We start from the raw sequence: 15832 nt of genomic DNA on the forward strand, positions 1-15832 counted from the left end.
CTCCGCTCACAATCTTGTCCCGATAATGCGTACTTCGCGTATCAGCCTCACCCCGGTACGCTTGCTCACCAGGTATTCCACTTCGTCGATCAAATCTTCAATATCGGCTGCCGTTGCCCCACCGGTATTGACGATGAAATTGGCGTGTTTTTCCGACACCTGGGCGCCGCCAATACGCATCCCTTTGAGGCCGCATGACTCGATCAGGCGCGCGGCGAAATCGCCCGGAGGATTGCGGAATACCGACCCTGCATTGGGCAGATTCAGCGGCTGGCTGGCGATGCGCCGGTTCAACAAATCCTTGATACGCTGCCGCGATACGGCACCATCGCCGCGTGGCAGGCGGAACCAGCCGCCCACGAACCATTCTTCTGCGCCGCTGTTCAATGCCACATGGCGGTAACCCAGGGTGTATTCGGCTGCGCTGCGCTCGGTGAGTTGCCCCTGACGATCGAGTGTCAGTACTTGTGCCGCCACATCCCAGGTTTCGGCACCATAACAACCCGCGTTCATCGCCAGTGCGCCGCCCACGGTGCCGGGAATCCCGGCCATGAATTCGGCGCCCACCAGGTCATGACTGGCGGCAAAACGTGCCAGCTTGGGTGCCGCCACACCAGCCTCGGCATACACCACGCCGTATCCCTCAACCGGCTCGTTTTCCCAGCTTGTGCCTTTGAGACGCGACTCCAGCGCAATGCGCTTCAATGCGCCGTGCAACAGCACCACCACGCCCTGTATGCCGCCATCACGCACCAGAAGATTGCTGCCCAGCCCGGCAAACGCGACCGGCAAGTCGGCAGGCAGTCCACGCAGATATTCGGCCAGATCGCCGATGTCGGCGGGAATATACACGCGCTCGGCACAGCCTCCGGCGCGCCAGCTCACGTGTCTCGCCATCGGCTCGTGCAGTCGCGTCTCGCCACGTGCGGCGGACCGGCTGCTGATCGCCCCGCCCGAGGCGGCATGGCCGAGTTCTTCGCTACGCCGCATTGGCCGCCTCCACAATCTGGGCCGGTATCTGGCCGATGGAACCGGCCCCCATGCATAACACCACGTCGCCGTCCTGCACCGTATCCAGCACCGCGCGCGGCATTTCATTGATGTGCTCGACAAACACCGGTTCGGTCTTGCCCGCCACCCGTACCGCACGCGCCAGCGCACGTCCGTCTGCCGCCACAATCGGTGCTTCGCCTGCGGCATACACTTCGGCCAGCAACAGCACATCCACACCGGATAACACTTTGACGAAATCCTCGAATACATCACGGGTGCGGGTATAACGATGCGGCTGGAATGCCAGCACAAGACGTCGTCCTGGAAATGCAGCGCGCGCCGCCGCCAGCGTGGCGGCCATTTCCACCGGATGGTGGCCGTAGTCGTCGATCAGCGTGAAACTGCCGCCAGTGGCAATTTCAATTTCACCGTAGCGCTGGAAGCGCCGGCCCACGCCGCTGAATTCAGCCAGGGCCTTGACGATGGCGCCTTCTGCCGCACCGACTTCGAGGCCAACTGCAATCGCCGCCAATGCATTGAGTACGTTATGCAGGCCGGGCAAGTTTAGGGTGACTTCCATCACACGGCGACCGCCGCCATTGATGACGCCGAAACGCATCTGACCGCCGCTGTGGGTGATATCCACGGCACGAATATCGGCCCCGTCATTCAATCCATAAGTGGTAATCGGTTTGGTAATGCGCGGCATGATCTCGCGCACGTTGGCGTCGTCACTGCACAGCACCGCCATGCCGTAAAAAGGAATGTGCTGCACAAAATCCACGAACGCCTGCTTCAGGCGGCCGAAATCGTGACCGTAGGTTTCCATGTGATCGGCGTCGATATTGGTCACCACCGCCAGCACTGGAGTGAGGTGGAGAAAGGACGCATCCGATTCATCCGCTTCGGCCACGATGAATTCGCCCTTGCCCAGGCGCGCATTGGCCCCTGCCGCTTCCAGGCGGCCGCCAATGACGAAAGTCGGATCCATCCCGGCCTCTGCGAGGATGCTGGCGATCAGCGAAGTGGTTGTGGTTTTGCCATGGGTGCCGGCGACGCCGATGCCCTGGCGCAGACGCATCAATTCCGCCAGCATGATTGCGCGCGGCACTACCGGTATGTGTTTTTCGCGCGCGGCCATGACTTCCGGGTTGTCGTCTTTCACCGCGGTGGAAACCACCACGGCATTGGCGCCCGCGATTTGTGTTGCGGCATGGCCGCTAAATACCTTGATGCCCAGCTTTGCCAGACGTCGCGTCGCCGCGTTCTCGGCCATGTCGGAACCGGTGACGACAAAGCCCAGGTTGACCAGCACTTCTGCGATGCCGCTCATGCCTGCGCCGCCGATGCCGACAAAATGCAGCTGTTTGACTTTGTGCTTCATGGCGCCAGCTCCATGCATACCCGCGCTACGGTTTCGGTGGCATCCGGCTTCGCCAGGGCGCGCGCATGCTGCGCCATGGCCAGCAGCTTTTCCCGGTCCAGGCTGCGCAACACCGCCGCCAGCCTGTCGGGTGTCAGTTCGGGTTGCGGCATGAGCAACGCTGCGCCGGCTTCACTCAAAAATTTTGCATTGCCGGTCTGGTGGTCATCCACCGCGTGAGGATAGGGCACCAGTACGGCCGGCACGCCCGCCGCCGCCAGTTCAGCTATGGTCAGCGCACCCGCCCGGGTGACCGCGATATCACACCAGGCATACACTTCGGCCATCTCGGCGATGTAATCGCGCACCTCTGCAATCACTCCTGCTGTTGCGTAATTGGCGCGCAGGCTGTCGGCGTGACGGGCACCGGACTGGTGGATGACTGTGGGGCGCTCGGCTGCGGGAATCAGCGCCAGCGCGCGCGGCACGATGTCATTCAATGCCGCAGCGCCGAGACTGCCCCCCACCACCAGCAAGTGCAGTTGCGGCGCCGTGCGCGCTTGCGGCGCCGGCAATGCAGCAATACTCGCACGCACCGGATTGCCCACCCAGGTCGTCTCCACCTTGCCGCAGGGCAGGGGTTTGTCGCGCCTGCCCCTGAACACGTCCGGGAAGCCGGTCAGCACGCGGTCGGCCACGCACGCCAGCACACGGTTGGCCAGCCCTCCCACCGAATTCTGTTCATGGATCACCAGCGGCTTGCCCAGCAGCACGCTCATCATGCCGCCCGGAAAGCTCGGATAGCCGCCCATGCCCAGCACCACATCGGGACGGTGCCGCAGCAACGCGCCAAGCGCCTGCGCAAACGCCACCAGCAGCGTCGCCGGCAACAGCAGTTTGCGCAGCACGCCATTGCCGCGCACCCCGCCCAGCGACAGCCATGCCATGGTGTAGCCATGCTCCGGCACCAGGCGTGACTCCATGCCGTGGCGGGTGCCCAGCCAGACGACGTTCCAGCCGTGATTGCGCAGCGCAGCGGCGACGGCGAGACCCGGATAGATATGCCCGCCCGTGCCGCCGGCCATGACCATGAGCGTGCGCACGGTGCTCATGAGCCCTTCTTTCCGCGCATCAGGCAGCGGGTTTCATGATCCACGCGCAGCAACAGCGCGATGGCGATACAGTTGGCTACGATCCCGCTGCCGCCGAACGACAGCAGCGGCAACGTCAATCCCTTGGTGGGCAGCAGCCCCATGTTCACGCCCATGTTGATGCAGGCCTGCACGCCCAGCCATACGCCCACGCCCATCGCCGTCAGCGCGCAGAAATGACGTTCCAGCACCGCCGCCTGGCGGCCGATCTGGAACGCGCGCAGCACCAGCCAGCCAAACAGCAGAATCACCGCGAGCACGCCGACGAAACCGAGCTCCTCGGCGATGACCGCAAGCAGGAAATCGGTATGCGCCTCCGGCAGGTAGAATAATTTTTCCACGCTGCCGCCCAGCCCCAGGCCAAACCATTGGCCGCGCCCGAACGCGATCAGCGCATGCGACAGCTGGTAGCCCTTGCCGAACGGATCCGCCCACGGATCCATGAAGCCGACAATGCGCTGCAGGCGGTACGGCGAACTCCAGATCAGCGCCACGAAACCGACGATCAGCAGCACGATCAATCCGGCGAAAATGCGCAGATTCAAGCCACCGAGGAAGAGTGCCGACATGGCAATGGCAATGATCACCACGAACGCCCCGAAATCCGGCTCGCGCAGCAACAGGAAACCGGTCAGCAGCATGACAATCAGCATCGGCATGAAACCCTGCTTGAAACTGTGCATGAAGGCGGCCTTGCGCACCGTGTAATCGGCGGCATACAGCACCGCTACCAGTTTCATCAGCTCGGACGGCTGCAGATTGAGAATACCCAGCGGCAGCCAGCGCTGGCTGCCGTTGACATTGCGTCCGATGCCCGGAATCAGCACGATCGCCAGCAACCCCAGACCGCCGATGAACAGCCACGGCGCGGCACGCTGCCACTCGCGCATCGGTACCTGAAACGCGGCAAAGCCTGCCGCGAGGCCCAGGCCGATGAACATGGCCTGACGAATCAGGAAGTACGCGGAATTGTGGCCGGTGCGGCGGCTCGCCTCGGCGATGTCTATGGAGGCCGAATACACCATCACCAGACCGAAGGCGAGCAGGATCAGCGTGATCCACATCAGCACAAAATCGTATTCCGGCGCTGCGCTACGGCGCGGTATGGCAGCGGCTGTGGCAGCGCTCATGTGGAGGCTCCTGGCAAGGCACGCACTGCGTCAATGAACACCTGGGCGCGATGGGCATAATTGTTGAACATGTCGAAACTGGCACAGGCGGGCGACAGCAGCACGGCATCACCCGGCAGAGCAGCTGCAAATGCGGCCTGCACTGCGTCCTGCATGCTTTCGGCGCGCAGCACGGGTACGCCGGCGCCGGTGAGCGCAGCGGCTATCAATGCACCGTCGCGTCCAATCTGTACCACGGCACGCGCATGCTGCGCCACGGCATCCCTGAGCGGACTGAAATCCTGCCCCTTGCCGTCGCCACCGGCGATCAGCACCACCTTTTTATCCATCCCTTTCAGCGCAGCCTCGGTAGCGCCCACATTGGTGCCTTTGGAATCGTCATAGAATTCAATGCCATTGATCGCCGCCACCCACTCAACCCGGTGCGGCAGACCACGGAATTGGCGCAAGGCCTCGACCAGTGGCGCTATCTGTAAACCTGCTGCGCGACATAGCGCAAATGCGGCGAGCGCATTGGCGGCATTATGCAGACCGGTCAGCGGCAATTGTGCCAGTGGCATCAGGCGCTGCTTGCCTTCCCACATCCAGCCATCCCTGATGCCGAATTCGTTAAGCATTGCCGGAGCGTCCAGGCCAAAGGTCAACACCGTGCGCCACGGCAATGCCATGCCCAGGCTGCGTGCGTCATCGCGATTCAATACCTGTACGCCGTCACCGCTAAAAATTCGTGCCTTGGCGGCGACATAGGCGTCGAGATCGGCATAGCGATCGAGATGGTCTTCGCTGATATTCAGCACGGCAGCGGAAGCGGCATTGAGACTGGCCGTGGTTTCCAGCTGAAAACTGGACAATTCCAGCACAAAAATATCCGTCTCCGGATGGTCGTCCAGCGCATCCAGCACCGGCAGACCAATATTTCCGGCCATGATGGTTTTTTTTTCCTGCCGCCGCGCACATTGCACCGACCATGCTGGTGACGGTGCTCTTGCCATTGGAACCGGTGATGGCGATGACTTTAGCTGTCGCGGGAACAGCCTGGGCGAACAGCTCGACATCACCCTCCACGGGCACGCCGCGCAGCATGGCCTGCTGGATCGACGGCTCGGACACGGCCACACCGGGGCTCACCACGATGCGTTCGGCCCAGTCGAAATCCGCGTTGCGAAACGGGCCGGTGGATACCGCCACATCTGGCAGCAATTCATGCAGACGCACCAGATTAGGCGGTGCGCCACGACTGTCCGCCACACGCACGGTGGCACCGCGCCGCGCCAGCCAGCGCGCCGCAGACAGGCCGGTATCGCCCAGCCCGAGCACCAGAATATTTTGTCCGTACAAATTCATCAGCGCAGCTTCAACGTAGACAAGCCGATCAGCACCAGCATCATGGTGATGATCCAGAAACGGACGACGACTTGCGTCTCCTTCCAGCCCTTCAATTCATAGTGGTGATGCAGCGGCGCCATGCGGAACACGCGCTTGCCGGTAAGCTTGAACGACGCCACCTGGATCACCACCGACAGGGTCTCCACCACGAACACGCCACCCATGATGAACAGCACGATCTCCTGACGCACGATCACGGCGACCACGCCCAGCGCAGCGCCCAGCGCCAGCGCGCCGACGTCGCCCATGAATACTTCTGCCGGGTAGGCGTTGAACCACAGGAAGGCCAGCCCTGCCCCGGCCATGGCGGTGCAAAACACCACCAATTCGCCCGCTCCGGGAATATGCGGCACGCCCAGGTATTTGGAAAACACCGCGTTGCCGGCCACGTAGGCGAAAATGCCCAGCGCCGAAGCCACCATCACCGTGGGCATGATCGCCAGCCCATCGAGACCATCGGTCAGGTTGACCGCATTGCTGGAGCCGACGATGACGAAATAGGTCAGGATGACAAAGCCCACTGCACCCAGCGGAATGCCGATATGTTTGAAGAACGGTACGATCAGCTCGGTCTGCGCGGGCAACTGCGTGGAGTAGGCTATAAACAGTGCCGCAATCAGCCCGATCAACGATTGCCAGAAATATTTGGCCTTGGCCGACAGGCCCTTGGGATTGCGGTGCACTACTTTGCGGTAATCGTCCACCCAGCCCACCGCACCAAACCCAAGTGTAGTGAATAGCACCACCCAGACATAATGGTTGGACAAATCCGCCCACAACAGAGTGGAAATGGTAATGGACACCAGGATCAACGCACCGCCCATGGTGGGTGTGCCCGCCTTGATCAGATGACTTTGCGGACCGTCATCGCGCACGGCCTGACCTATTTTCATCGAAGTCAGTTTGCGGATCACTGCGGGCCCGACCACGAACGAAATGGTGAGTGAGGTCAGCGTGGCCAGCACCGCGCGCAGCGTGATGTAATTGAACACGTTGAACGCACGTATATCCTGCGCCAGGTATTGAGCAAGCCAGAGCAGCATTAGTGTTTTACCTCAAAACTCTTCACCACCCGTTCCATCTGCATGAAACGGGATCCTTTTACCAAGACGGTCACTTCGGCATCCAGCCGGTTTTCCAGTTCCGCCAGCAACTCTTCAATACGCTCGAAATGCATCGCGCCTGCGCCGAATGTCGTCACGGCCGCCGCACTCATTTCGCCCAGTGCAAGCAGCCTGTTAACGTTTGCCGCACGTGCAGCACGCCCGATGTCTGCGTGCATGGCGGCCGCATCCTCACCCAGCTCGCCCATGTCGCCCAGCACCACAATCTTCTTGCCGGGAATGGCCGCCAGCACTGCCAGTGCAGCGTTTACCGAATCCGGGTTGGCGTTGTAAGTATCGTCAATCAGCGTGGCGCCATGCAGTGCGGGCTTGAACTGCAAGCGCCCCGCCACACCGCCAAATTCACTCAAGCCGTTAACGATTGCACTGGCGCCCACTCCCAACGCCAGTGCGGCAGAGGTAGCAGCCAAGGCATTGCGTACGTTATGCTCCCCCGCCACGCGCAGACTGAATTGCAGCGGCCCGATCGGCGTAGCTGCTGTCACTTCGCTGCCGCGCGCGCCGGCCCGGTAGCTGCCGCGAACCACGCCGTGTTCCAGGCCGAAATCCAGTATCGGATGCTTGCCTGCCAAGGCGCGCCATAGTCCGGCGTGGGCGTCATCGGCATTGATAATCGCTGTACCGCCCTCTCCCAGACCCACGAAGATTTCGCCTTTCGCACGCGCCACGTTTTCTACCGAGCCCAGCATGCCCACATGCGCAGCACCCGCGTTGTTGACCAGCGCCACATCGGGTCTGGCCAGCCGGGTCAGGTAGTCAATTTCGCCGCTGTGGTTCATGCCCATCTCGATCACCCCGTATCGATGCTGCGGGCGCAGGCGCAGCAGCGTAAGCGGCATGCCGATGTCGTTATTGAAATTGCCCTGGGTAGACAGGACCGCCGCGCTGGAACTGGCTGCGCTCAGGATCGACGCGAGCATTTCCTTGACGGTGGTTTTACCGTTGCTTCCGGTAATGGCCACCAGGCGTGCGGGCATTTGCGTACGCCACCATGCTGCCAGCTGACCCAGCGCCAGCCGCGTATCGTCGACCAGCAGTGCAGGGTGCGCGCTGCAGCCGCTATCTGTGGCGATCATTACCGCGACCGCGCCCTTATCCAGCGCCTGCTGGGCGAAGTGATGGCCATCAAAATTCCCGCCTTTGAGCGCCACAAACAAATCGCCCGGCTGAATGGTGCGGGTGTCGGTGGCGACGCGATCAAATTCCACATCTGTGCCGCGCATCCTGGCATGGAGGGCGGCGGCGGCCGTAGCCAGCGTGGTCATGCGCATGCCCACCCCTCCAGTGCCTGAGTGGCAACGCCAACATCGCTGAACGGGTACTTCACGCCGTGTATCTCCTGATAATCTTCATGCCCCTTGCCCGCCACCAGTACCACATCGCCGGCCCCTGCCAACCTCACCGCCGCCGCTATGGCCGCGCCGCGGTCAGCTTCGATGCAATAGCCGTCGCTCATGCCCGCCGTGATGTCCGCGATGATGGCCTGCGGGTCTTCGTTACGGGGATTGTCCGAAGTGACGATCACATGGTCTGCCAGTTTTGCAGCAATGGCGCCCATCAGCGGGCGCTTCCCCTTGTCGCGCCTGCCGCCGCAGCCGAATACGCAAATCAGCTTTCCGTGCGGATTTATTTCACGCAGGGTGCAAAGCACTTTTTCCAGCGCATCGGGGGTATGCGCATAGTCCACCACGACCACGGGTTTGCCGTTGCCTCCCAACGCCTGCATGCGCCCTGCCACGGGCTTGATCATCGCCAGTTGCCGCACCGCATCCGCCATCGGCACACCGCTGACCAATAGCGTTGCCAGCGTAGCAAGCAGATTGTGGGCATTGAAACCGCCCAGCAGAGATGAAACCAGATGTGCATGACCCCATTCGGATTCGATATCCATTTCCAGGCCGCCGGCGCTGAGCTTGAGTGCGGTGCCGCGCACCCGGCCGCTACACATGCCGTAACTCACCACCTCAACCCTGCTGCCGCTTAACTGCCCAGACAGTGCGCGACCAAATTCATCATCCATATTGAGCACCGCGTAACGCAGGCCGGGCCATTTGAACAACGCGGCCTTGGCTGCAGCGTAACTGTCCATGTCGCCGTGGTAGTCAAGATGGTCGCGTGACAGGTTGGTGAGCACGGCCACGTCGAATCGCACGCCATTCACCCGGCCTTGTACCAACCCATGCGAAGACACCTCCATCACCGCAGCAGTCGCGCCCTGCTCGACATATCCGGCCAGCGCCTGTTGCAACACAATGGCATCGGGGGTGGTATTGTCTGACGGCGTCAGCGCATCGGGAAAACCATTTCCCAGCGTTCCGATCAGCGCGCTGCGCCGACCGCTGCCGGATAGACTTTGCGCCAGCCAGTGTGCACAGGAAGTTTTACCATTGGTGCCGGTCACCCCGATCACCCACAATTTGTCGGATGGATTGCCATATACCGCTGCGGCAATTTCACCAATGCGATCTTTCAGGCCGGCCACCGCCACATTGGGCAACTGCGACCATTCCTGCGGCCAGGCATAGTCACGCTGCTCCCACAGCACACCTGCCGCCCCGGCCGCAATCGCCTGATCCAGATAACTGCGGCCATCGCTTGTATCACCCGGGTATGCAGCAAAGCCGCAACCCGGCGTGACTTTACGGCTGTCGGCGGTGAGCGCAGTCAAACGCGCGCCCTGGCGTGCCAGTGCGTCCAGGATGCCGGCGGCAGTTTGCTGTTGGGCATCGGATGCGGCGATCACATCGATTCCTCTTCCGCATGGCTTGCCGCCGGCGGCAGCACCACGTTGCCGGTGGGGTTGTCCGGCGGTACGTCGAGCACGCGCAGCGCGCCGCTCATCACGCTGCTGAATACCGGCGCCGCGACGATGCCGCCGTAATACTGACCGGCGTCGGGCTCATCGATCATCACAGCGACAATCAGACGCGGATTACTCGCCGGCGCCATGCCGATAAACGAAGCTATGTATTTGTGGGCAGAGTAGCGTCCGTCTTCCGGCTTGTGCGCGGTGCCGGTCTTGCCCGCCACCCGGTAGCCGGCCACCTGGGCACGCGGCGCAGTACCTTCCGGCGACACGACCGTTTCCATCATGGCGCGCACCGCACGAGCGGCTGCCGGGCTGAATACCTGCACGCCATTATCTGAAGGCACATCCTGTTTCAACAAAGAAACTGTTTTCATCACGCCGTCATTGGCGAACACGGTATACCCGCGCGCCATTTGCAGCAGGCTGACCGCAATCCCGTTGCCATAGGCCATGGTGGCCTGTTCGATGGGCCGCCAGTTCTGATACGGGCGCAAACGGCCACTGGCGGCCCCCGGAAATCCGATTTTCGGCGCGGTACCGAATCCGGCCTTGTGCAATTCATCCCAGAAATATTCCGGCTTGAGTTCCAGCGCGATCTTGGCTGCGCCGATATTGCTGGATTTCTCGATAATCTGCGAGATGGTGAGCATGCCGTTGGCGTGGGTATCGTGGATGCGCCGGTTACCCAATTCATAAGTACCGTCGCCGGTATCTATCACCGTATCCGGCTTGATGGTGCCGGCATCCAGTGCTGCCGCCACGGTAAACGGTTTCATCGTCGATCCCGGCTCATATTCGTCGGTGACCGCATGATTGCGCATCTGCCAGAGCTTGACGCCTTCACGGTTGTTGGGGTTGTAGGACGGCAGATTGGCCATTGCCAGAATCTCGCCGGTTTTGGCATCCAGCACCACAATTGCGCCATCCTTGGCTTTGTTGGCGAGCACGGCAGCCTGCAATTCCCGGTAGGCCAGATACTGAATCTTCATGTCGATCGACAGCGCCAGATCGCGCCCCGGCTTCGGGCTCTGGATACTTTCCAGATCCTCCACGATATTGCCGCGCCTGTCCTTGACGACGCGACGGCTGCCGGGTATCCCGGCAAGCCAGTTCTGATAGGTCAGCTCCAAACCTTCCTGACCCACGTCATCCACGTTGGTAAAACCCAGCAACTGTGCGGTGACATCTGCAGAGGGGTAGTAACGCCGGTATTCGCGCCGCAGATACAGCCCCGGTATACCCAGCTGGGTTGCGGCAGCAGCCTGATCCGGGGGCAACTGGCGTTTGATATAAACGAATTCCCGGTCTTGCTCGTTCAGCCGGGCTTGCAAGTCTTTTACCGGCATTCCCAGCAGCCTCGCCAGATGCATGACCTGCTCCTGATTGGCACTGACCGAAACCGGATTGGCCCACAGCGACTCCATCGGCGTACTGATAGCCAGCGGTTCGCCGCGCCGGTCGGTAATCATGCCCCGGTGCGCGGGCAATACCAGGATGCGATTCACCACCGCGTCACCTTTGCGTTGCAGGAAATCATGATGCAGCCCCTGCAGATACACGGCACGCCCCACCAGCATCAGCAACCACAGCAGCAACAGTGCGGCTACGACGCGGCCACGCCAGCGCTGCAAGTGCAGTTCCAGCAAATGACTGGACGGGCGGGCGGCAATTCGGCTCATTGCGCGACGCCACCCATGTCATTCACCACCTGCACCCTGTCGGCGGAGGGCACCTGCATATGCAGGCGCTGGGTCGCCAGTTTTTCAATACGCCCATGCATTGCCCAGGTGCTTTGTTCCAGCTGCAATTGGCCCCACTCCACATCCAGCTGACGCTGGCGTGCCTGCGCTTGCTGCAACTCGACAAACAGCTGGCGCCCGTGATGCTGGCTGTTCACCACGCCCAGTGCACAAATGACGACCAGCGCCAATAGCACCAGATTGATCCGGCTCACTTATCGCCCCCGCATCGCTCGATAATGCGCAGCGTGGCGCTGCGCGCGCGGGGATTTGCGGCTATTTCGGAGGCTTGCGGACGAATTGCACGCCCCACCAGACGCATTTTGGGCGCGGCGATATCGGCAGCACGGATCGGCAAACGGCGCGGTAGCGGTGGCGGGCTTGACGCTTCACGCATGAAGCGCTTGACGATGCGGTCTTCCAGCGAGTGAAAGCTGATCACCGCCAGGCGCCCGCCGGGAGCGAGCAACTGTTCAGCCTGGGGCAATGCTAGCGACAACTCCTCAAGCTCCCGATTGATGTAAATCCGTATAGCCTGAAAGGTGCGGGTCGCCGGATTCTGCCCGGGCTCGCGCGTGGGCACGACTCCCGCCACGAGATCCGCAAGCCTTTTGGTGGTTGTAATCGGCGCGCCCGCTCTCTGCGCAACAATCGCGCCTGCAATCGATTTAGCATACCGCTCTTCGCCATAATCCTTGATGACCCCCCTGATCTCCCCTTCATCGGCATCAGCCAGCCAGGCTGCGGCAGACAACCCGCGCGTGGTGTCCATACGCATGTCGAGCGGCGCGTCGAAACGAAAGCTGAAACCGCGTTCAGCTTCGTCCAGTTGCGGTGAAGACACACCCAAATCCATCAACACACCACTCACCTGAGTTAAGCCTCGCGCGTGCAATATTTCTGTCATCTGCGCGAAGCTGCCATGAACAATCTCGAAACGAGGATCTTTCCAGCCTTGGCCCACCGCCGTGGCTGCCGGGTCTTTATCCAACGCTATCAACCGCCCATTCGTTCCCAATTGCGCCAATATGCTGCGGCTGTGTCCGCCGCGGCCAAAAGTTGCGTCCACATACACACCGTCTGGCTGGATGTTCAGTGCCGCAACCGCCTCCTCAAGTAGAACCGTCTCATGCCGTAAGCCGGAGCTCACAGCGAGAATCCCTCCAGCTCCGGCGGCATGGCTCCATCCTTGAATACCAGCGCCTGCTCCATCTGCGCCTGCCAGCGTTCTTCATTCCATAATTCGAATTTCACGCCCTGCCCCACCAGCACCACGTTTTTTTCCAGCGCCGCAAACTGGCGCAGCATGGCAGGCAGCAAAACACGCCCGGCACTATCCAGTTCCAGATCGGCGGCATTTCCGACCAGCAAGCGTTGCAAACTGCGGGTCTGGGGATTGAAGCTGGACAGACTATTGAGTTTTTTCTCGATGGGTTCCCACTCCGGCAGAGGGAACAAAAGCAGACACTGACTGGGGTCGGCGGTTACCACAACGCGGCCGGCACCATGCACCATGAGCGCGTCACGATACCTGGACGGCACAGCCAGCCGACCTTTGCTATCCAGGTTAAGTGTTGCGACGCCGCGGAACATGAGACCCCTTTTGATTACTTAGCCCGGAGGAAATTTCCCACTTTCCTCCACAATTCACCACTTCGCCCCACTATAGATAAAAAGCAATAGTGGGTCAAGCAACTAAAAGGGATTTTTTCAAGACGTTACAAACACTTACACAACATTAGTGAATGCTAATTAACAATCAAAAATAAGTACATAGCCAACTATCTGAAGGCTTGATATCAAGTGTTGCCAGAAAAGAAAGTAAAACAGATGCCCAGCGCGAACCGGGTTATTCGTTACCTGCCAAAGCAGGCGGTATGGAGTCCACTAAATAACGCACTTCCAGCACATCGATTTCGCGCAACCCGGAAGGGCTTTGCAAACGCACGACATCGCCGGCACGCGCCTTGACCAGCGCACGCGCCAGCGGAGAAACCCAGCTGATGCGACCGGCAGCGGGGTCGGCTTCATCCATGCCAACGATTTGATAGGCATGCTCGCTACCGTCTTCTTCTCCCACGGTCACTGTGGCGCCGAAAAACACTTGCTCCAGACCCTGCTGGGTAACCGGATCGACCACGATCGGATCATCCAGGCGCTTGGTGAGATAGCGCAGGCGCCGGTCGATCTCGCGCAGGCGTTTTTTGCCGTAGATGTAGTCGCCGTTCTCCGAGCGATCACCGTTCGACGCTGCCCACGACACCGTTTCTACCATCTGTGGACGCTCCACCTTGAGCAGATGGTCGAATTCGGCCTTGAGCAACGCATAGCCGCGCGGAGTCATGTAGTTCTTCGCACCCGCGGGTAACTGCGGCTGGGATAGCGGCTCCTCGTCGTCAGCGTCGGATTCCTTGGTAAATGCTTTACTCATGGCAAATAGTTTATGCTCAACTTCTGAATACCCAATACGCGCCTGCGGTGTCTGCCCCGGCGAACCCCGCCCTGTGTCCTATACTGAACCCTACCCGAATTTAATATTCTAATTCGTTGCAAGGAGGCATCAAGGCGCGCATCCATTGCGAATACCAAAACTCATCTCCATCCAGGATCGATGGAAAACCTTGCAAGCAATGGAGGCCGCCCGACTGGTTCCCTATCAATTTCATCAGTGAAAGGAAACATCATGAAACTGCAAAAATCCTTCGTAATGGCTGCCGCTTTGGCCCTTGCTCTACCATTAGCCCATGCGGACGACTCAACGAATTACGTCAACGGCGGAATTGGCGACGAAGGAATGGCAAGAATGCACAGCATCGCCAATGAATATCCGCTGCACATCATATTTTCTGAAGGCAAGGACGGGGCGTTCCTCGCAGACATTCCGGTGACCATTCTGGATAGACATCACAAGGCGGTAGTTGAACTGCCGGATGCCGGGCCGCTATTGTATGTTCGCCTGCCCAAGGGCAGATATACTGTAAACGCAGAACGCCATGGCGTGAAGCAATCCCGCAGCGTGACGCTGGACGGCAAACATGCCAAGAGCCTGATCATGCATTGGGCTGGCACGTCGCAGGAATAATTGCTCGAATACCGCGTCAATGTCCACTATGAAACAAGGTGAAGCTGGCCGATAAGCCGGGTTTTGTCGTGGACAGTCATTCCTCTAGGCCGCCGGTTACCCGACGGCTCAAGCAGCCTACCCGCAGACTCAGCGAGCCGCTTCATCGCCTGCCTATTTGGCCTTGCTCCGGATGGAGGTTACCGCGTTTCACTCCGGACTTAACCGGCTCGTCTCTGTGGCCCTGTTCCTCGCCTCACGGCGGCCGGCCATTAACCGGCATCCTGCTCTGTGGAGCCCGGACTTTCCTCCCCCCCGGTTGCCCGGGGCGGCGACTGTCTGGCCAGCTTCCCTGCCATTCTAGCACTATCAACCCAGTCTATATCCTTGACATAAATAGATTTAGTGCCTAGAAAAAATAGTATGACGCCGCCCTCCTGCGGCGCCCCGACCCCCGATACGGGGCTACCGTTGTCCTATTTCTTTCAAGGAGAGTGCGATGAGACGCAGACTCTATTTCACGGTGCCGGATACTGCCAGCGCCCAGCAGATGGTCAATGATTTGTTACTGGCGCGAATTGACGAGGGTCACATTCATGTCCTCGCCCGCGACGGCATTCCTCTCGATGGCTTGCACGAAGCTTCTATCCTGCAAAAAAGCGATGTCATTCACGGCATGGAAAGCGGCTTGGTGATAGGCGGTATTGCCGGTATTCTGGCCGGTATCGTGGGAATATTATTCCCTCCTGCTGGGGTCGACTTGAGGCTGGTCACAATTCTGGTGACCGCGTTGGCGGGTGCCGCATTCGGTGCCTGGGTGTCGAGCATGATTGCCAGTTCCGTACCAAATTCCAGACTCAAGACTTACGAAAAAGCGATCGAGCAGGGACGCATTTTGATGATGGTCGACGTTCCCAGTGGACGTGTAGATGATATTCGCAAACTCATCGCAAGCCGTCATCCCGAGGCCAGCAGCGGCAATATGGAGCCCACCATCCCCGCTTTTCCCTGATTCAAACAGGGAAAACAGCCTAGTGCTGCGCGGGGTTTATGCCCCGCAGGATTGGTGGATATGC

General features: G+C 60.3%; 14 protein-coding genes, 1 other RNA gene and 1 pseudogene. 2 read left to right on the plus strand and 14 right to left on the minus strand.

Features of this window, described 5'->3' with window-relative positions; translation table 11 throughout:
* Window positions 1–6 precede the first annotated feature (6 nt).
* From murB to greB, 13 genes and pseudogenes are all read right to left on the minus strand, one after another.
* Window positions 7–990 (minus strand): UDP-N-acetylmuramate dehydrogenase, encoded by a 984-nt coding sequence (murB, locus tag ACFDAU_RS14590; protein WP_413437629.1) that lies wholly within the window; start codon window positions 988–990, stop codon window positions 7–9.
* Window positions 980–2377: a UDP-N-acetylmuramate--L-alanine ligase gene (murC, locus tag ACFDAU_RS14595; RefSeq protein ID WP_413437630.1), complete on the minus strand. Its 1398-nt coding sequence runs from the start codon at window positions 2375–2377 to the stop codon at window positions 980–982. The genes murB and murC overlap by 11 nt, the downstream gene beginning before the upstream one ends.
* The gene (gene murG, locus ACFDAU_RS14600) at window positions 2374–3468 is read right to left on the minus strand and encodes an undecaprenyldiphospho-muramoylpentapeptide beta-N-acetylglucosaminyltransferase (RefSeq protein WP_413437631.1); all 1095 of its coding nucleotides are present in this window, start codon (window positions 3466–3468) and stop codon (window positions 2374–2376) included. The genes murC and murG overlap by 4 nt, the downstream gene beginning before the upstream one ends.
* A complete protein-coding gene (ftsW, locus tag ACFDAU_RS14605) occupies window positions 3465–4637 on the minus strand; it encodes a putative lipid II flippase FtsW (protein ID WP_413437632.1) in 1173 nt (390 codons plus the stop codon). Before ftsW ends, murG begins: the two co-directional genes overlap by 4 nt.
* Window positions 4634–5981, minus strand: a pseudogene (gene murD, locus ACFDAU_RS14610) (UDP-N-acetylmuramoyl-L-alanine--D-glutamate ligase). The gene ftsW and the pseudogene murD overlap by 4 nt, the downstream one beginning before the upstream one ends.
* On the minus strand, window positions 5981–7066 hold the full coding sequence (gene mraY / locus ACFDAU_RS14615) for a phospho-N-acetylmuramoyl-pentapeptide-transferase (protein WP_413437633.1): 1086 nt from the start codon (window positions 7064–7066) through the stop codon (window positions 5981–5983). Before mraY ends, murD begins: the two are co-directional and overlap by 1 nt.
* A complete protein-coding gene (locus ACFDAU_RS14620; protein WP_413439554.1) occupies window positions 7066–8412 on the minus strand; it encodes a UDP-N-acetylmuramoyl-tripeptide--D-alanyl-D-alanine ligase in 1347 nt (448 codons plus the stop codon). Before ACFDAU_RS14620 ends, mraY begins: the two co-directional genes overlap by 1 nt.
* Entirely contained in the window at window positions 8409–9890 is a 1482-nt protein-coding gene (locus tag ACFDAU_RS14625) for a UDP-N-acetylmuramoyl-L-alanyl-D-glutamate--2,6-diaminopimelate ligase (protein ID WP_413437634.1), read from the minus strand. Before ACFDAU_RS14625 ends, ACFDAU_RS14620 begins: the two co-directional genes overlap by 4 nt.
* The gene (locus ACFDAU_RS14630) at window positions 9887–11635 is read right to left on the minus strand and encodes a peptidoglycan D,D-transpeptidase FtsI family protein (RefSeq protein WP_413437635.1); all 1749 of its coding nucleotides are present in this window, start codon (window positions 11633–11635) and stop codon (window positions 9887–9889) included. Before ACFDAU_RS14630 ends, ACFDAU_RS14625 begins: the two co-directional genes overlap by 4 nt.
* The gene (ftsL, locus tag ACFDAU_RS14635) at window positions 11632–11910 is read right to left on the minus strand and encodes a cell division protein FtsL (RefSeq protein ID WP_413437636.1); all 279 of its coding nucleotides are present in this window, start codon (window positions 11908–11910) and stop codon (window positions 11632–11634) included. The genes ACFDAU_RS14630 and ftsL overlap by 4 nt, the downstream gene beginning before the upstream one ends.
* Window positions 11907–12845: a 16S rRNA (cytosine(1402)-N(4))-methyltransferase RsmH gene (gene rsmH, locus ACFDAU_RS14640; RefSeq protein WP_413437637.1), complete on the minus strand. Its 939-nt coding sequence runs from the start codon at window positions 12843–12845 to the stop codon at window positions 11907–11909. Before rsmH ends, ftsL begins: the two co-directional genes overlap by 4 nt.
* Entirely contained in the window at window positions 12842–13288 is a 447-nt protein-coding gene (gene mraZ / locus ACFDAU_RS14645) for a division/cell wall cluster transcriptional repressor MraZ (RefSeq protein ID WP_124703171.1), read from the minus strand. Before mraZ ends, rsmH begins: the two co-directional genes overlap by 4 nt.
* 256 nt (window positions 13289–13544) lie before the next feature.
* Complete coding sequence (gene greB / locus ACFDAU_RS14650; protein ID WP_413437638.1) at window positions 13545–14126, minus strand: transcription elongation factor GreB; 582 nt, start codon at window positions 14124–14126, stop codon at window positions 13545–13547.
* A gap of 252 nt (window positions 14127–14378) precedes the next feature.
* On the opposite strand from greB, the gene ACFDAU_RS14655 reads away from it, so the two are divergent.
* Window positions 14379–14777, plus strand: a complete 399-nt coding sequence (locus ACFDAU_RS14655; protein ID WP_413437639.1) for a hypothetical protein — start codon at window positions 14379–14381, stop codon at window positions 14775–14777.
* 36 nt (window positions 14778–14813) lie between these two features.
* Here ACFDAU_RS14655 and rnpB read toward each other — a convergent pair.
* Window positions 14814–15107, minus strand: an RNA gene (gene rnpB / locus ACFDAU_RS14660) — RNase P RNA component class A.
* A 148-nt stretch (window positions 15108–15255) separates the two neighbouring features.
* On the opposite strand from rnpB, the gene ACFDAU_RS14665 reads away from it, so the two are divergent.
* The gene (locus ACFDAU_RS14665; RefSeq protein WP_413437640.1) at window positions 15256–15768 is read left to right on the plus strand and encodes a DUF1269 domain-containing protein; all 513 of its coding nucleotides are present in this window, start codon (window positions 15256–15258) and stop codon (window positions 15766–15768) included.
* Window positions 15769–15832: the final 64 nt, after the last annotated feature.

This window comes from Sulfuriferula sp. GW1 (assembly GCF_047300855.1).
GTDB lineage: Bacteria > Pseudomonadota > Gammaproteobacteria > Burkholderiales > Sulfuriferulaceae > Sulfuriferula.